We start from the raw sequence: 16,352 nt of genomic DNA, 5'->3' as shown, positions 1-16,352 counted from the left end.
AACCAATGCCAATTTATATTAGATTTGAACATAACAAACAAGTAGAAACAACAACGCTTGAAAGTAAGCCAATTGGAAATGATTGGTATGAAGCGCCAAAGAATTTTGACTGGCAAAAGAGTTATCAGTTAACAGAAGGAGGAGAAATTGCTCAGCGGAGTCAAGAAGATATTGAATTGGAGTTACTACAAAATGCGAAGTTTTCTGCACTTTCTAATCTTCGTGCTTATTATGATAACTATACTAACGAATACGCTGGAAATTCTCACCAAAAAGCTAAATCGTATCAAATACAAGAAAAAGCCGCAAAAAGCATTCTAGCAGCACCAGAATCTATAGATGAAAAGGATAAAGAAATTATAGAACCATTAGCAAAAGTCCGTGGTATTACAGTTATTGAAATGGCAAGAATAATTGAAGAAAAAGCAAAAAAAGCAGTAAAAGAAATAATTAAATGTGAAGAGTTGGAAGACATTACCAAGAAGAAAATTGCAGAAGCCAAAAGTAAAAATGAGCTAGAGAACTTACTAAACGATTTTAAACAAAAGATACAAAGAAATGGCTGAAGAATTTTTACACGGAGTAAATGTTATAGAGGTAACCTCAGGGGCAAGATCAGTACGTACAGCTAAATCATCAGTGATAGGTGTAATTGGTACTGCACCTGAAGCTGATGAGCAAAAATTTCCACTGAATAAACCAGTACTGATAGCAGGAAGCTTAAAAGAAGCAGCAAGGCTTGGAAAGAGTGGAAGTTTACCTTCTGCAGTAAATGGAATATTTTCCCAAATGGGAGCAACAATAGTAGTTATTCGAGTTGAAGAAAGTGAAAACAGCGATCCAAAATTAAAAAAAGAAGAAACGCTGAAGAATATAATTGGCGGTGTTGATAAAGAAACCGGAGAATATCAGGGAATAGAGGCATTCCTCAGTAGTGAAAGCATAGTTCATGTTGCGCCAAGAATACTAATTGCACCTCAGTTTACTCATCAATTATCTGGAGATGCTGGAAATCCAGTGGTTAGCGCTTTAATTCCTATAGCAGAAAAGCTAAGAGCAATAATAGTAGCAGATGGATCAAATACCAATGATGAAGAAGTAATAAAATGGAGAAAAAGTGTAGGCAGCTCAAGAGTTTATATTGTTGATCCATGGGTTAAGGTATTTATTGAAGGAAAAGAAGAAATTTTACCATCTAGCCCATTTGTAGCAGGTTTAATAGCGAAAGTAGATAGCGAGCAAGGATTTTGGCATTCACCTTCAAACAAAGAGATAAATGGTATTGTTGGCACAAGCAGGCCTATTGATTTTACGCTCGGTAATACAAATTGCAGAGCAAACCACTTAAATGAAAATGAAGTAACAACGATAATTCATCAAAACGGCTATAGGCTTTGGGGAAATAGAACATGTTCAAATGACTCAAAATGGGCTTTTCTGTCAGTGAGAAGGACTGCAGATTTAATCAATGATAGTTTACTTCGAGCTCATTTATGGGCAGTTGATCGCAATATCACCAAAACTTATATAGATGATGTAATTGAGGGGGTGAATTCTTATCTGGCAAGTTTAAAAGCACAAGGGGCGATTATTAGCGGAAAATGTTATGCAACCCCAGAACTCAATACACCAACAAACATTGCAAGTGGAAAAGTATACTTTGACTTTGAGTTTACACCACCATATCCAGCAGAACAGATTACTTTCAGGTCACATCTTGTGAGTGGTACAATATTATAAAAAAGAGGAAAAAATGTTACCGAAGATTTTAAAGAATTTTAACGTATTCGTAGATGGTCGGGGTTACGCAGGAAAAATAGATGAAATTACCCTACCAAAGCTTACCATAAAAACTGAAGAATATAGAGCTGGTGGTATGGATATCCCAATAAATATTGACATGGGCATGGAAAAGCTTGAAGCAGATTTCACTTTTTCTGAATACGATACAGAGCTCTTTCGGCTATTTGGGCTGATAAATGGGAATTCAGTAGCTTTGACGCTCCGTGGAGGGATGCAAGGAAGTGGTAGCAATGATATTGAAGGAGTAATAATCAACCTTAGGGGCATATTCAGAGAATTTGATTTTGGCAGCTGGAAACCTGCTGAAAAAGCCACTCTCAAATGCACTGTAGCTGCCCATTACTATAAACTTACGATAGGTGGTAATGAATTAATAGAAATCGATGCTGAAAATATGATTAGAAAGATAAATGGTGTTGATCAAATGGCCTTGCTGCAAACGGTTTTAGGTATTTAGGTTTAGTTTTAAAAAGATTTTAGAATTTTATTTTTTAGGAGAAAGTATGACAACAGTAAAACTTAATAACCCAATAACAGTTGATGGAATTTCTGTCTCAGAACTTACCATTAGACGTCCAAAAGTTAGAGATTATTTAGCTATTGAGAGACTTAATGGTAGTGATCTAAGTAAGGAAGTAACTTTGACTGCCAATCTGACATCAGTTGCAAAAGAAGCAATTGAAGAGTTGGATATTGCTGATTATGTAAAAATGCAAGAAGTATTAAAGGATTTTTTTTCACCAATTATCCAAAAAACTTGAGATTAGAAATACTAGTGCTTGGCTCTATCATAGGTGGTGGAGTTGAGCACATTCTTGATATGGAGATTAGTGAATTTATTTCATGGAGCAAATTAGCAAGGGAGCTTAAATGTCAACGTTATCTATAAAAATAGGAGCTGTTTTAGATGGCAGTTTTAATACTGTAATAAAGGGCAGTAGTAATCAACTTACTTATCTTGGTGAGAACATAAGGAAGCTTGACTCATCTTTAAAATCAGTATCAAAATTTAAGCAGTTGGGTCATGATGTTTTGACTAGCAGGAGGTCGTGGAAGGGCTTTGAAGATCAAGTAAAATCTTTAGCTAAACAAATGAAGGCAATAGAGAAACCGAGCAAAACCTTAAAAGCAGAATTTGACAAGGCCAAAACCTCCGCAATAAAAGCAAAAGAAGCATATTTGAAAAAGAGAGATGCTTTGCATTCATTTAATGAAGCAGTAAGAAAAAGTGGAAGAAATATTAAGTCATTAGTAAGTGATCAATATAAACTTGGTTCTTCTATTGAAGTGCTAAAAGGTAAGTATGGTAAGCTTGGGTCTGCAATACGTAGTCACCAAAGTTTTTTAGCAAGCAAAGCACATTTTAAGTCACAAATTATAGAGACTATTGGGCTAGGGCTAACGCTTGCAGCGCCAATTAAAGTTGCTGTTGATTTTGAATCGGCTATGGCTGATGTAAAGAAAGTAGTAAAATTTGTGCAAAATGACACTAAAGATGAAGCATTAAAGTTTGCTAAAGAGTTAAAGAAATTATCTCGGGAGATACCCTTGTCAGCTGCAGAATTAGCACAAATAGCTGCAAGTGGTGGTCAACTTGGTATTGACAAAAATGATCTTATTAAGTTTACAACAGTAGTTGCCAAAATGACCACAGCGTTTGATATGTCGGCAGAAGAAGCTGGTAATGCTATTGCGAAAATATCCAACGTCTATGGAATTAAAGTTGATGGTATGGAAAATGTAGGTAACATAATAAACCATCTCTCAGACAATACCGCTGCTAAAGCACAAGAAGTGGTTCTTACATTAAATAGAATTGGTGGTAATGCTAAACAGTTTGGTTTAGAAGTTGATCAAGCAAGTAGCTTAGCAAGTACGTTCATAAGTTTAGGTAAACAACCTGAAAAAGCAGCAACTGCTATAAATAACTTTCTTAGTAAACTACAGACTGCAAGAGAGCAAAGTCCTGAATTTCACGATGCATTAGATGAGATGGGAACAAGTATAGAAGAGCTCGAACAAACCATTAAAAAAAATCCTCAAGAGGCAATATTACAATTCCTTGAAACTTTAAAAAGAATAGACGATCAAGAGCGTGCCGGTATTCTTATGAATCTATTTGGCGCTGGGTTTCAAGATGACATTGCTCTTTTAGTAGGAAGCTTAGACATTTATAAGAAAGCTATTGAACAGGTAGCTGATAAAGGAAAATACCGCTCCTCAATGCAGAAAGAATTTGAAAATCGGGCAAACACTACAGCTAATAAATTACAATTACTTAAAAATGCAGTATTTGAAGCTGGAATGAATCTAGGGTCAGTGATGTTGCCTACTTTAAATTATGTAGCTGGAAGTTTGAAAGCAATAACAGAGCGTATAGCTTCTTTTGCAGAAAAATATCCAACTTTAACTACAGTAATCATGAGTACTTTAGCAGCTTTGATAAGTTTGAAAGTCTTAGTAGTGGGAGTAGGCTATGGAATTACTTTATTAGGAAGTACAATTTTTGGTCTTAAAGCAACGATATTGGCAACATTTTCATTTTTATCAGCTATAGTTTTCCCTGCAGTAATAACAGGGCTAAGAGCAATAACACTAGCTGTAATGACTAACCCAATTGGACTTTTAATAGCGAGTCTTGTTTCTGGTGCAGCTTATGTTCTAACTAACTGGCAAAAAGTGAAAGACTTTTTCTCTAGCTTTTGGAAATCACTCATTGAACCTATAGGAAAAGCTTTTTCATGGATGGGAAATACAGTTAGTAGCATATTTGCTGAGAATAACCCGATTAGAAAATTTGAAAATAATGGAAATTTTGTTAATAAGCTTTCTAAAAATAGCATTTTCAGTAACGGAAACCCATTGACAAGTAATAGTGCTATTAAACAATTTTCAGAAAATAGTAAAGGCAATTTTGAGAGTTTTAAAGTTAAAGGTGTTATAGAAGAAAAAAGAGCTATAGAACAAGAAGAAATTGAGAAAGCATTCAAGAAAAGTAGATATGAAAATAGGGAATCTAAAGTATATAACCAAGCATTCTATCAAACGTTTAATATCAACATTAAGTCTGAAGATGTCCGCAGCGTTGCTGATGCAGTAATAGAACGATTTAGAGAACAAGCACGTGGGGCACTTTTTGATATAGTTGAAGAGTTACATTGATGTTGCTTGGAAAATGTAAGCTTGAACCAATAAGCCTAAGATACAGTAAAGAAAAAAGGTGGTATACAATTGAATGTATTGAAAAAACGTCGCTACAAAACATTGGTTCAGGAATTGAATGTATTGATTTAACAGGAGTGATTTATTCACGTTATCAGAGTAATGGCTTAGAACAGCTAAAAAATATACGTAACACTCAAGAACCACACGTTCTAGTTGATAATTCAGGAAGTGTATTTGGAAATTTTGTCATTACTAATGTAGAAGAAAAGCAGATATTATTTTTTCCTGATGGAAAACCGAGAAAAGTTGAGTTTATTTTGAAGTTAAAAAGTTACAGTAAGTGATTTATTATTACACGAAAGAAAACGAAATGTTGGATTACATTTGCTGGAAACATTATGGATACAGTAGTGAAGCAGTGGAGGAAGTATTGCTTGAAAATCCAGGCCTTGCAGAATACGCAAGCTTTTTGCCCGCTGGATTAAGAATTAAGCTTCCTAAAATTCAGAAAATATCGAAAGAATCTGTCATAAATATTTTAGATGAATGACGCCAGACTTTGATATAGTAGCAAAAAATAACCCAGTAACAGAGGTTTTAAAAAAGAGTTTAATATTATTACGTGTTACTGATGGATCCGGTACTACAAGTGACGAAGCTGAGATATATATTAGTTATAACTCTAGCGCTTTAGAACTTAAGGGTAATTTACAGGTTTTTCTAGGATATAAAGAAACAGGTTTATTACCTATGGGGGTATATAAGGCAAATCAAATTACAATACAAAGTCCACCACAAACTTTAAGAATAAAATGTGACGCTGCAAGTTTAAGAGGATCATTAAAGGAAAGAAAATCAAAGGAATGGAAAGACATTACCTTGGAAGATTTGATTAAAGAAATAGCACAAGAACATGGGTATGAAGGTAAAGTCGCTGAAAGATTTGAAAATATATTTATACCACATACCATTCAAGCAGATGAAAGCGACATGAGTTTTTTGGAAGGATTAGGCAAAAAATATGATGCACTAGTAAAACCAGCAGGAGGATATATAATTTTTATTCCAAAGGGAGAAGCAAGATCAGCGACTGGAAAGATGTTAGGTACAACAGTATTAACACCTAAAGATATTATAAATTGGGAGGTAAATTTTAATGTGCGTAACAAATATGGATCTGTTATTGCAAAATGGCACAGTTATGAAAAGGGAGAAACTATAGAAGAGAAAGTGGGAAATGAGGGTCCAAGTTATACCCTGCAAACGCTTTACTCTACCGCAGAATCAGCAATTAGTGCAGCAGCAGCTAAGTTAAAACAACTAAAACGTAGTACATCAAATTTAAATGTAACTGTTCCTGGTAATCCAGAATTATTTGCAGAAGCTAAGATCAGCCTTTCAGGATTTTGTCAGGAAATTGAAGGTGAATGGATAATTAGCAAGGCAGAACATATTCTGAATAATAGAGGATATCAAACTATAGTAGAGGCAACAGTGAGCAAAGCTGTTTAAGTGAAACTTAAGCAAATGGTCATTTAATTCCAAATAAATATATAATACATGAACATAAATTCGATCATATATAAAAATAGACTAATTTTATTAATAGCACTAGCAGTATGTATTGTAATCGTATGTATTTCCTTATCTGAAAAGAGATATAAAGATAGCATTACTAAATTAGAGATTGCATCTGAAACTTGTGACCTAGAAAATATCGAGCTCTTGATACAAAATAATGTAAATATTGGCGAAAAAGCATTGCATTATGCTGCAGAAAAAGGATGTTTAGAAATTATAAAATTTTTAGTAGAAAAGGATGTTGATATAAATACTGCCAATAAATTTAAGCGAACAGCACTACATTATGCTGCAGATAATGGACATTTAGAAATTGTCAAATTCTTATTAGATAAAGGATCAAATCCTATAGCTACAGATCGAGATGGAAGAAGACCAAGAGATATGGCTGTAGTGGAATTGCGATATGATAAAAACAAAGGCAAAACATATAGAGAAATCATAAAGCTACTTGCTAAAGCAGAGGATCAATACGAATCAACAAAAAGTAATCACTAAAGCTGTAAGTTTTCTATAATCTATACATAAATTTCTAAAACTATCCATAACAAGTTAATATTTTCACATGAAAAAGCAAAAAATCCCAATTACGGTAATTATTACCATATTAATCCAAACCGTAGCATTGATATGGTGGTTATCCAAGCTAGACTCAAGGGTACAATTTCACGATAAACTCATTGAATATGGTTTAATGGAAAAAGTGTTAGTACTTGAGGAAAGGGTAAAAAATCTTTCTGAGGAATTGGATGAACTTAAAGCTGATTTAAAGTAATTATTCTTCTACTTTTGGTGTATAAGGATCAGATTGAGATTGACGATCCTTCCAGTTTTCGATGTATTGCTCAACTAATTGAGGATCCCCTGTTATAATCAGTAGATTCTCAGCATTTCTTGATTCAGCTGCATAGGTGAAATTAAAAGAGCCAGTTATTATTTTGTTATCATCAATAATCATTATTTTACTATGAGCAATCGCTGGTTTAAAGTCTACCCAAATTGGGATTTTTTGCTCAAACAGCTCATTGATAACACTATACTTTGAGCTAACTTGCGATTCGTCGAGAATAACCATGACATCAACTCCACGCTTTTTAGCTTGAACCAAGGATTCAGCAATAGGCTTCGAGGTAAATTGGTATGCCTGAACCAACACGGATTTTTTAGCATGACCCACAGAATCAATTATTAGATTGGTGCAATTTTCTCTAGGAGTGAAACATACAGTAGTACTTGGACAAGAAACACAACCTGATAAAAGCAAACAAGTTAAAAAAATCAATAAATATCTAAACATGGCCAAATATATTCTTTCAGTCGACGGTGGAGGCATAAGAGGTATTATACCTGCTATTGTTCTAGCTGAAATAGAGTATAGAACAAAAAAGCCAATCTCTCAAATGTTTGACTTAATGGTCGGAACTTCTACAGGTGGTATTATCGTTGCCGGATTATGTAATAAACAATACTCTGCTCTCGACTTAGTTGATCTCTATCAGAAAGACGGGTCACATATCTTTAAGTCTTCATTTTTCAGAAGATCAATATTTTCCTGGCTAAATTGTGCACAGTATTCATGCAAAAATATTGAATGCGTTCTGAATAGATATTTTGGTGATTCTACTCTTGCAGATGCAACAAATAATTTAATGCTTACAAGCTACGATATTAAGAACAATTATCCCTTCTTCTTTAAAAGCTGGAGAGAAGATAGAAATTTTATCAAATTGAAAGATGCATTACGATCTACAACTGCAGCACCTACTTACTTTGCACCTAAATATCTTAAAATCAACCAAAAGGAAATGGTATTAGTGGATGGCGGAGTATTTGCAAATAATCCAGCGGCTTGTGCATATGCAAGTGGTAAGAGGTTATTTCCAAATGATGATATTCTACTGTTATCGATAGGTACTGGCAGAACAGATAGAAGCATAGCCAATTCAAAGAGATTGGGAAAAATAGGCTGGATAAAACCACTAATACATGTGATGTTTTCTTCAAGTTTAGATGCAGTGAACTATCAACTTAATCAAGTTATAGCTGATAAATATATACGCATACAATCGCAATTGAAAATAGCATCACCTGACATGGATAATATTACATCAAAAAATATCAAATCTCTTCAGCAAGAGGCAAAGGCAATGATAGAGGACAATCAGGAACTGATAGATAAATTCTGTGATGTTTTATCTTGATACGTCAAATTCTGCAGAGCTAAACAAGTTTTTAGAATAGAAGTGGGAGTATTAAATATATAACTACTTTCACTTATATCTTAATATATTATTTCTGAGTCAGTAAACTACTGAGGTTTTTAACCCAGGCTAAGTTTTGAAAGCATAATTTTCAAGCTCCTCAATAGATAAATCTGTTATTTTAGAAATAGCATCAATAGAAACGTCCAACATACGTAAATTATTCGCAACTTTTATTGCCTCCGCTTTGTAAATCTTTTCTTTGTAAACTTGCTTTCTTTGCGATAAAAATTCTACCCATATATCCAGTTCATCTCGTGATTCTTGATTGTCAATCTTTTTAGACTCTCTCACCCAACTTAATAGCTCGTTTTCTGCTTTATAATTATCTTCTTCTTTCTTCATCAGATCTTCAGGATTAACTGATAACTTTTCTGCTATTTCCCATAATCTTTCACTTAAAATGGTAGCACTCCCTTGTTCATAGTGATGTATCTGTGAGGGTCCTATATCTAGCTTTTTTGCTAATTCTTCTTGAGTATACCCTCTTATTATTCTCCATTTTTTTATCTCTTGTCCTTCGTTTGAATGCTCAGAGCCTTTTTCCTCATCATATTCATCAGTTGATAAACCAGTTGCCCGATAGATAATATCATTATCAAATCCTACTTTCGCTAAGTTCTTGGCCATGCTTACCCTTGCAGCTTTTACATTATTTTCCTCTTCAGCTTGAATAAACCCAGTCAAGTCGCGAATCAACTTGCATGACTCTTGTCCCTTTATTTTTGCTATCATCCATTCTTTGTTAAAAGAACAATTTTCTCTCAGTACTTTTTGTCTAGGAAATAAGCTGCCAACATGAACTGATAATGCTTCCGCTATTACTTTTAATTTTTTAGTTGGAATGCCACATGCTCCTTGCTCATATCTTAGTAATGTATGATATTTTATGCCTGTTTTCTCTACTAAATCTTTTAGGGTATACTTTTGTTTTAGCCTCCAGCTTCTTACTTTTTGTGCTATTTTGTATCTTATAGAGATATTTGCCATATCGTAACAATTTTACCGAAATAAACATCTGTTAGAAAGCCTTTTTCAATTTTATGGTTGTAAGTAAGAAGGGAAGAAAACCTCCCTTCGTTTAAAGTTTCCGAGAAGTTTCTTTACTACCTCCACATACCTTATCAACCCACGATAATGTTTCGCTATTACTAATTGTCTTTTCAACCTTATCTTTACTCCACTTGCCACTCCTAGGAAAACTTCCTTTTTCTACTGCTTCTGTGACTGTCATTCCTCCAAAAAAACACCCTTTTCCTATAGTTTCCCCTTTTTTTTGTAGCTCAGACCACATTTCTTTATCTGCTACTCTGACCTCTACTTTATCTCTATTATGGTATATTACAATTTTTAGGCTACCAATACTTGTAGGAAATGTTATCTCAAAAGCACTATTATCAGACACATCAACGTAATTCCTCTCACCTTCTTTTTCACTTCTAACTTCAACCTTACTATTTCCTACTTCTATTACATCACCTCCTAATTTTACCTCTCCTGTGGTTAACCCTAAATTTCTTGTACCTTCCAATACTCTTGCAATATTTACCTTACTATTCTCAGAAAATTTCATAAAAAACGTCTGATTATCCATTTCCACGTCTTCTATGATTCCTTCATTTTCAATAGCACTTTCACCGATTTCTCTCAGTTCTTTAAGCCACTCATCTATCTGTGGACGAACCTCTTGATACAGTTTGTTATGCATTTCACTTATTCCCTTATCCTGCAATAGATCGTAACTGAATATTGCTCCATTTAGCATCAATTCACATATTATGTCTTCCTTCTCATTTTCTTTGCATTTGATCGAAGGCATTTTCGATATCACCGTATCAGCAAAACTCTTCTGTCCTTCGCTATACGCATTTATCCTGATTCCAGCACTTAGTGCTTGGTCTATAGTCTTGTTCAGTTCTTCTACGCTTTTTGCCTTTACCACTCTACTTTTAAACCACCTCAATTCTGCATTTTCACTTGCACTTAGCTCTATCTTGCTTAAAGATGGAATAAATGGATTTTGACGATTTGAAGATTTTTTGTTATAAACCTCACGTCCTTCTCCAAGATTGATTGATTTTTCAGAAACATCGCTAGGGGAAGGCACACCTTCAGGATTCTCAAACCTACTTTTATCATCAAATATTTTCGGATCAGTCTCGTCTAAAAGTATAAGCTGCTGATTTTTTTTGCTAGTACGCCTAATAGCACTATATAGTCCTTTTGGTAACTTTTTAGAATCAATGATTAACTCATAAGTATTTCCATCTGTATCATCAAATGATACTGTTTTTTTAGTAGTCATATAGCCTCCTATTAATCATGTTATTCAAGTCTACAGAGCAACTTATTGCTTTATAATTAACTTAATACGCAAATTATAAAAAGATCTTGTATATCTTGCAACTATTTATACTAAAAGAATAGCTTTATCAGGACTTTTATTCTTTAACTACAACTTAATATACAAACTATACAAAGATCTTTTATATTTTATAATTCTCCAATATCTCTCTCCAGATTCTTGACTAAGTTTTTTTGCTACTGTGTGGTAGCCAAACTTCTCAAGCAATTGAAATTTGGTTTATAACAGCTCTCTTTCCTTAAAACTGCAATATCCTTTGTCTGTCATAATAATGTGATCCTCTAACTCAATTCCCACTCCTTGACATGCTGATACTAATTCTCTAGTCATAACCTTATCATCTTCTGATGGCTCTAAACTCCCTCCTGGATGATTGTGAGATAATATTATCGATGCTGCTTCCATTGATAACGCCTTTTTTACCACTTTCCTTTCAGATAGGTGTACTTCATCTATTGTACCAAAATACACTTCATCTCTTATCAAACGGTTCTGTTTATCCAAATATATTATCTGAACAGCTTCTTTTGCTGAAAAGCCTATGTTTACCCTTACATACTCTATCAGCTTTTCTTGGCTATCCATTACTGGGCCTCTCTTTAATCCTTCTCTGAGTGCTCTTTTATAAGCTTCTTTTACACATTCAATTGCTGCAGCTGCATGTTCGGTCATTCCTTCTATCATTTTCAGATCATCGATTTCTCGCCCTAAAATTTCTCCTATTCCTGGACAATTATCCATTAGAGTTTTAGTAACATCTTGTGCTTGCTTTCTGTCATGAACTGCTCCTAAAAGCACTGACACTATTTCACGGTCAAATAAAGCACTTCCTCCTCCGCTTTGTAGTACTCTCTCAATTTCTTCTGTAAGTTTTTTACCATTATTCATAAAATATACTCCTCGTTAATAACAAATTGTTTTTAATTATTTACTGCTGTTTTTTATCAGCATTGGCATAGAGCCATAGCTTCCGAGTGAAGTCAAATCAATTTTTAAATCTTTTTTACTTATTTTTTCATGAATAGGTAAAGATATTAATACATATTTATTTTCAAGTTATGTAAAAAGGTTGTTGTTAATCAATTATTTTAGAAATAACATCAGTAGAAAAACCTAACTGAAGTAAATTATTTGCAACTTTCATTTCCTCTGTTTTATTAATCTTCTCTTTGTAAATTTGCTTTCTTTGCAATAAAAATTCTACCCATGTATCCAGCTCATCTCGTAATTCCTGATTGTCAATTTTTCTATATTCTCTTGCCAAACTTAATAATTCACTTTCTCCTTCGCAATCACTTTCTTTGTACTCCTTTATTAGATCTTCAGCATCTACTGACAATTCTCTTGCTATTTCCCATAACCTTTCACTTAAAATAGTAACACTACCTTGTTCATAGTGATGTATCTGTGAGGGACCTACATCTAGCTTTTTTGCTAATTCTTCTTGAGTATATCCCCTTATTATTCTCCACTTTTTTATCTCTTGTCCTCCGTTTGGCTCGTATCTCTCTTTATCAGCATATTCTTCAGCTGATAAGCCTGTTGCTCGATAGATAATCTCAGTATCAAACCCCGCCTTAACTAGATTCCTCGCAATTCTTATTCTTGCTGCTTTGATATTACTTTCCTTTTCAGCTTGAATAGATTGGGTCAAAGCATAAACCACCTTGCGTAATTCTCGCTCTCCTATTTGTATGTATCTTTGCATTAGATTATACATTGCTTGCTCCTTAGCTTTATCAAAACAGCTATTTTCTCTTAGCACCTTTCGTTTGGGAAATAGATTTCTAATAGGAATTGATAATGCCCCTGCTAATATTTTTAACTTTTCAATTGGAATGCCACATGTTCCTTGCTCATATCTTAGCAGTGTATGATAGTTTATGTTTGCTTTGCCTGCTAAATCTTTCAGGGTATATTTTTGTTTTAACCTCCAGCTTCTTACTTTTTGTGCTATTTGGTATCTTAGAGAGATATTCGCCATAAATATTATACAGGTTAATACTACCAAATAAAGATATACAAAAGGGATGCTTCTTTCTATGTTTGCATTTTAGTTGAATATTTCTTCACAATTGTGTATAATTATTAATGTTTTTTATCTTACTTTCTCATGGCTTTATCTAAATTTCTTGATCCAAAAAACGACCTTAGCTTTAAAAAAATATTTGGCTCTGAAAAGAATAAAAATATCCTCATTCACTTCCTCAACGATATCTTGGACTTTTCTACTTCTGATCAAATAATAGAAATTGAATTCCTTAGTACCATCATGGATCCTGAAATTGCCTCTGACAAACAAAGTATTGTTGATGTTCTTTGCAAAGACTCCATTGGTAATAGATTTGTCATCGAAATGCAGCTCGCTCGTGATAAAGGCTTTGAAAAACGTGCTCAACTTTATGCTGCTAAGGCTTACTCAAGACAATTAGATAAATCTGGTAATTACATTGATCTTCAGAAAGTCTTCTTTATTGCTATTTCCAATTGTAACCTTCTACCTGAAGAAGTTGACTATATTTCTACTCATAATATACGCGATATCAAAACCAATGGGCATTACTTGAAAGATCTACAATTTGTCTTTATTGAGTTGCCTAAATTTACAAAAAATAAGGTAGAGCAGTTAGAGAATACTACAGAGAGATGGTGTTTCTTTTTTAAATACGCAGAAGATACAACTGAAGAAGATTTGAAAAAGATAGCAGCAGAAGCTCCGATAATAAAGCTAGCATATGATGAATTAGACAGGTTCCGCTGGAATGAAAAGGATTTGATCGCATATGAAGAAAGAATATTGAGCGTGCAAAAAGAAAAAGCTATTCTTGCTCAAAAACTTGATGATGCTACTCATAAAGGTAGACAAGAAGGTAGACAAGAAGGCATCCAAATCGGCCATGAAAAAGGTAAAGTTGAAGGTAAAATTGAAGGTAAAATTGAAGTTGCAAAAAACTCACTCAAGGCCGGTGTATCTATAGATGTTATAGCTCAAATTACCGGTCTCTCTCATTCTGAAATTTTACAACTCAGGGAAAAAACATAATATTCCTACTTATTCACTTTAACATTTATGAAAACCTTCTTTAAGTTAGACATATCCCCTAATTAAGAATCTAGTGAACTGTCTAAAATGGCTATAAAGATTGCACATAGAATTATATAAATTACTATCATAATGTGTATTAAACAAGATTTAATCTGACACTTTAAAAAAGTAAGTTATAAAATAATAAAAGAAAGGAGTGTTAGAAATGAATACAATACAAACAAAAATATTAAAACCAAAACTAGGTTTATTAGAGCTAGCAAAACAGCTCGGGAATGTATCTCAAGCGTGCAAGGTAATGAAGAGATACGTTTTATAGATTCAAGGAGTTATACGAAAATGGAGGAGAAGAGGCGTTACATGAAATCAGCAAGAAAAAACCGCTATTTGCAAACAGAGTTTCCGAAGATATAGAAAGAGCAGTAGTAAATATTGCAATAGAATTTCCAGCATATGGACAGCAAAGAGCTGCAAATGAGCTGAGAAAAAGAGGTATAATAATTTCCGAAGGTGGTTGTATGGCTAAGAAACGACATTGAAACGTTCAAAAAAAAAGACTTAAAGCCCTTGAAGCGAAGGTTGCACAAGATGGCATAATTTTAATTGAAGAGCAACTTGCAGCTTTAGAGAAAGTGAAAGAACAAAGGGAAGCACATGGTGAAATTGAAACAGAGCATCCTGGTTATTTGGGTTCTCAAGAGACTTATTATGTAGGCAATATAAAAGGTATAGGAAGGATCTACCAGCAAACTTTCATTGATACCTATTCAAGGGTTGCTATGGCAAACAGACAAAACTGCAATCACTGCCGCAGATCTTCTTAATGATAGAGTCATACCATTCTTTGATGGACAAAATGTGCCATTATCCCGCATTTTGACTGATAGGGGTACAGAATACTGTGGCAAACCAGAGAATCATGCTTATCAGCTTTACTTGGGAATTGAAAACATTGATCATTCAAGAACTAAGGCCAATTCTCCACAAACTAACGGCATATGTGAGAGGTTTCATAAAACTATGCAAGATGAGTGTTACAATATTATCTTTAGAAAGAAAATCTACAGTTCTTTGGAAGATCTGCAGATTGATGTTGATCATTGGCTGCGTTCTTACAATGAGACAAGGCCTCATTCAGGCAAATATTGCTATGGCAAAACACCTATGCAAACTTTTCTTGATAGCAAACAAATTGCTTTTCAGAAAAATATTAGTAACATTAAACAAAAGACTGATATTAGTTTTAACTACCTCAATTCTTCTGTCAGTTAATTCTCATCTGTCAGATTAAGTTGTGTCTAGTACACATAATGTTACCCAAACTTCTATATCAAAGCTACGTGCTGTAAGTCCAATATGGAAAACACATTAACCACTTAGCATTTAATGTCTACTTCATCCATTTTAGTATTAAGACCATCAAACTTGATACTGGTTTCCCTAATTATTTTGGCTAATTTTGCTACTTTCACTTTAAACTTTCCACTACTTGGCATATTATAGCTCCACCTCTTATATTATAACTTACCTATTGAGATTACCTCTAAGCTTGGTTACTCCTATCTCAGAAAGACAAGTTGATACTTTTGAATGGATTTGAACAGAAGCATTACTTAAATAACTTTGAGGTTCTAAACTCATTTGCTGTTTTTTTCCATCATCAACTTCTAATGTACCATCTCTGTTGTGTAATATCTGCTCTATTGATTGATTTAGCAGACCCTTATTAAATTGAGCTATAAACTTTTCAAATTTCTTCGGACTTAATTTACCAGCTTCTTCACCAGGACACGCTTTCTCTACATACGATTTTAAAATCCCTGAAATTTCATTAAATTTACCACTCATGACTTTTCTAGTAATCTCTTTCTGCATTCCCATATAATCAATATTTAACCGGTGCATTGATATGCCACTTTTTAATGCAGCTTGCTCTACTACTTTCTCAAATCCCTTTGTAATACTGAGTGCATAGCCCTTTGCTTCTAGTGGAGATATAGACTGATCTACTGTAGAAATATACTTTCGACCCGTAACCTTTCTAATCAATAAGTCAAGCAACATTATTGTACCATTTACATCCATTGGTGCATCAACTTGTGAGATTGAACTTTTATAGCCTTTTTTATAA

General features: G+C 33.8%; 19 protein-coding genes and 1 pseudogene. 14 read left to right on the top strand and 6 right to left on the bottom strand.

What is annotated here, in order from left to right; translation table 11 throughout:
* The first annotated feature begins 5 nt into the window (after positions 1-5).
* The 11 genes from MJ631_RS01180 to MJ631_RS01130 all read left to right on the top strand — a co-directional run bounded on the left by MJ631_RS01180 (position 6) and on the right by MJ631_RS01130 (position 7,324).
* Positions 6-566 carry a hypothetical protein gene (locus MJ631_RS01180; RefSeq protein ID WP_262986497.1) on the top strand — a complete coding sequence of 187 codons (561 nt, stop codon included), beginning with the start codon at positions 6-8 and terminating at the stop codon, positions 564-566.
* Entirely contained in the window at positions 559-1,740 is a 1,182-nt protein-coding gene (locus MJ631_RS01175) for a phage tail sheath subtilisin-like domain-containing protein (protein WP_262986496.1), read from the top strand. The genes MJ631_RS01180 and MJ631_RS01175 overlap by 8 nt, the downstream gene beginning before the upstream one ends.
* A gap of 13 nt (positions 1,741-1,753) precedes the next feature.
* Positions 1,754-2,260 (top strand): phage major tail tube protein, encoded by a 507-nt coding sequence (locus MJ631_RS01170; protein WP_262986495.1) that lies wholly within the window; start codon positions 1,754-1,756, stop codon positions 2,258-2,260.
* A gap of 46 nt (positions 2,261-2,306) precedes the next feature.
* Positions 2,307-2,564 carry a phage tail assembly protein gene (locus MJ631_RS01165; RefSeq protein WP_262986494.1) on the top strand — a complete coding sequence of 86 codons (258 nt, stop codon included), beginning with the start codon at positions 2,307-2,309 and terminating at the stop codon, positions 2,562-2,564.
* Positions 2,561-2,692, top strand: coding sequence for a hypothetical protein (locus MJ631_RS01160; RefSeq protein ID WP_256438231.1), 132 nt, complete (start codon positions 2,561-2,563; stop codon positions 2,690-2,692). Before MJ631_RS01165 ends, MJ631_RS01160 begins: the two co-directional genes overlap by 4 nt.
* On the top strand, positions 2,674-4,965 hold the full coding sequence (locus tag MJ631_RS01155) for a phage tail tape measure protein (protein ID WP_262986493.1): 2,292 nt from the start codon (positions 2,674-2,676) through the stop codon (positions 4,963-4,965). Before MJ631_RS01160 ends, MJ631_RS01155 begins: the two co-directional genes overlap by 19 nt.
* Complete coding sequence (locus tag MJ631_RS01150; RefSeq protein ID WP_262986492.1) at positions 4,965-5,312, top strand: phage tail protein; 348 nt, start codon at positions 4,965-4,967, stop codon at positions 5,310-5,312. The genes MJ631_RS01155 and MJ631_RS01150 overlap by 1 nt, the downstream gene beginning before the upstream one ends.
* A complete protein-coding gene (locus MJ631_RS01145) occupies positions 5,309-5,518 on the top strand; it encodes a tail protein X (RefSeq protein ID WP_262986491.1) in 210 nt (69 codons plus the stop codon). The genes MJ631_RS01150 and MJ631_RS01145 overlap by 4 nt, the downstream gene beginning before the upstream one ends.
* Positions 5,515-6,480 carry a phage late control D family protein gene (locus MJ631_RS01140; RefSeq protein WP_262986490.1) on the top strand — a complete coding sequence of 322 codons (966 nt, stop codon included), beginning with the start codon at positions 5,515-5,517 and terminating at the stop codon, positions 6,478-6,480. The genes MJ631_RS01145 and MJ631_RS01140 overlap by 4 nt, the downstream gene beginning before the upstream one ends.
* A gap of 48 nt (positions 6,481-6,528) precedes the next feature.
* Complete coding sequence (locus MJ631_RS01135; protein ID WP_262986489.1) at positions 6,529-7,047, top strand: ankyrin repeat domain-containing protein; 519 nt, start codon at positions 6,529-6,531, stop codon at positions 7,045-7,047.
* 67 nt (positions 7,048-7,114) lie between these two features.
* Entirely contained in the window at positions 7,115-7,324 is a 210-nt protein-coding gene (locus MJ631_RS01130) for a hypothetical protein (protein WP_262986488.1), read from the top strand.
* Here MJ631_RS01130 and MJ631_RS01125 read toward each other — a convergent pair whose 3' ends face one another.
* Positions 7,325-7,846 carry a phospholipase D family nuclease gene (locus tag MJ631_RS01125; RefSeq protein WP_262986487.1) on the bottom strand — a complete coding sequence of 174 codons (522 nt, stop codon included), beginning with the start codon at positions 7,844-7,846 and terminating at the stop codon, positions 7,325-7,327.
* Here MJ631_RS01125 and MJ631_RS01120 point away from each other — a divergent pair.
* Positions 7,845-8,750 (top strand): patatin-like phospholipase family protein, encoded by a 906-nt coding sequence (locus MJ631_RS01120; RefSeq protein ID WP_263858698.1) that lies wholly within the window; start codon positions 7,845-7,847, stop codon positions 8,748-8,750. The two genes, MJ631_RS01125 and MJ631_RS01120, sit on opposite strands and share 2 nt — an antisense overlap.
* 129 nt (positions 8,751-8,879) lie before the next feature.
* On the opposite strand, the gene wmk (MJ631_RS01115) is transcribed toward MJ631_RS01120, so the two are convergent.
* From wmk (MJ631_RS01115) to wmk (MJ631_RS01100), 4 genes are all read right to left on the bottom strand, one after another.
* The gene (gene wmk, locus MJ631_RS01115; RefSeq protein WP_262986485.1) at positions 8,880-9,800 is read right to left on the bottom strand and encodes a WO male-killing family protein Wmk; all 921 of its coding nucleotides are present in this window, start codon (positions 9,798-9,800) and stop codon (positions 8,880-8,882) included.
* A 91-nt stretch (positions 9,801-9,891) separates the two neighbouring features.
* Positions 9,892-11,115, bottom strand: coding sequence for a hypothetical protein (locus tag MJ631_RS01110; protein WP_262986484.1), 1,224 nt, complete (start codon positions 11,113-11,115; stop codon positions 9,892-9,894).
* Positions 11,116-11,394: 279 nt separating this feature from the next.
* A complete protein-coding gene (locus MJ631_RS01105; RefSeq protein ID WP_262986483.1) occupies positions 11,395-12,063 on the bottom strand; it encodes a JAB domain-containing protein in 669 nt (222 codons plus the stop codon).
* Between the two features lie 187 nt (positions 12,064-12,250).
* Positions 12,251-13,159, bottom strand: coding sequence for a WO male-killing family protein Wmk (gene wmk / locus MJ631_RS01100; protein WP_262986482.1), 909 nt, complete (start codon positions 13,157-13,159; stop codon positions 12,251-12,253).
* A gap of 129 nt (positions 13,160-13,288) precedes the next feature.
* On the opposite strand from wmk (MJ631_RS01100), the gene MJ631_RS01095 reads away from it, so the two are divergent.
* A complete protein-coding gene (locus MJ631_RS01095; RefSeq protein WP_262986481.1) occupies positions 13,289-14,218 on the top strand; it encodes an Rpn family recombination-promoting nuclease/putative transposase in 930 nt (309 codons plus the stop codon).
* Positions 14,219-14,426: 208 nt separating this feature from the next.
* Positions 14,427-15,493: pseudogene (locus tag MJ631_RS01090) on the top strand (IS481 family transposase).
* A 252-nt stretch (positions 15,494-15,745) separates the two neighbouring features.
* Here the strand turns inward: MJ631_RS01090 and MJ631_RS01085 are convergent.
* Positions 15,746-16,306 (bottom strand): latrotoxin-related protein, encoded by a 561-nt coding sequence (locus MJ631_RS01085; RefSeq protein ID WP_262986480.1) that lies wholly within the window; start codon positions 16,304-16,306, stop codon positions 15,746-15,748.
* Between the last annotated feature and the right edge of the window lie 46 nt (positions 16,307-16,352).

Source organism: Wolbachia endosymbiont of Oryzaephilus surinamensis (assembly GCF_025617515.1).
Lineage (GTDB): Bacteria > Pseudomonadota > Alphaproteobacteria > Rickettsiales > Anaplasmataceae > Wolbachia.
The sequence above is the reverse complement of the archived record's forward strand: the minus strand, read 5'-3'. Positions and strand labels throughout refer to the sequence as shown.

Bases quoted from the DNA above. Each gene is read 5' to 3' on its own strand.
- MJ631_RS01120 (WP_263858698.1), top strand. From the start codon at position 7,845: ATGGCCAAATATATTCTTTCAGTCGACGGTGGAGGCATAAGAGGTATT.
- MJ631_RS01110 (WP_262986484.1), bottom strand. From the start codon at position 11,115: ATGACTACTAAAAAAACAGTATCATTTGATGATACAGATGGAAATACT.
- MJ631_RS01150 (WP_262986492.1), top strand. From the start codon at position 4,965: ATGTTGCTTGGAAAATGTAAGCTTGAACCAATAAGCCTAAGATACAGT.
- wmk (WP_262986482.1), bottom strand. From the start codon at position 13,159: ATGGCGAATATCTCTCTAAGATACCAAATAGCACAAAAAGTAAGAAGC.
- MJ631_RS01105 (WP_262986483.1), bottom strand. From the start codon at position 12,063: ATGAATAATGGTAAAAAACTTACAGAAGAAATTGAGAGAGTACTACAA.
- MJ631_RS01135 (WP_262986489.1), top strand. From the start codon at position 6,529: ATGAACATAAATTCGATCATATATAAAAATAGACTAATTTTATTAATA.
- MJ631_RS01095 (WP_262986481.1), top strand. From the start codon at position 13,289: ATGGCTTTATCTAAATTTCTTGATCCAAAAAACGACCTTAGCTTTAAA.
- wmk (WP_262986485.1), bottom strand. From the start codon at position 9,800: ATGGCAAATATCTCTATAAGATACAAAATAGCACAAAAAGTAAGAAGC.
- MJ631_RS01170 (WP_262986495.1), top strand. From the start codon at position 1,754: ATGTTACCGAAGATTTTAAAGAATTTTAACGTATTCGTAGATGGTCGG.
- MJ631_RS01155 (WP_262986493.1), top strand. From the start codon at position 2,674: ATGTCAACGTTATCTATAAAAATAGGAGCTGTTTTAGATGGCAGTTTT.
- MJ631_RS01175 (WP_262986496.1), top strand. From the start codon at position 559: ATGGCTGAAGAATTTTTACACGGAGTAAATGTTATAGAGGTAACCTCA.
- MJ631_RS01085 (WP_262986480.1), bottom strand. From the start codon at position 16,306: ATGGATGTAAATGGTACAATAATGTTGCTTGACTTATTGATTAGAAAG.
- MJ631_RS01180 (WP_262986497.1), top strand. From the start codon at position 6: ATGCCAATTTATATTAGATTTGAACATAACAAACAAGTAGAAACAACA.
- MJ631_RS01125 (WP_262986487.1), bottom strand. From the start codon at position 7,846: ATGTTTAGATATTTATTGATTTTTTTAACTTGTTTGCTTTTATCAGGT.
- MJ631_RS01140 (WP_262986490.1), top strand. From the start codon at position 5,515: ATGACGCCAGACTTTGATATAGTAGCAAAAAATAACCCAGTAACAGAG.
- MJ631_RS01165 (WP_262986494.1), top strand. From the start codon at position 2,307: ATGACAACAGTAAAACTTAATAACCCAATAACAGTTGATGGAATTTCT.
- MJ631_RS01130 (WP_262986488.1), top strand. From the start codon at position 7,115: ATGAAAAAGCAAAAAATCCCAATTACGGTAATTATTACCATATTAATC.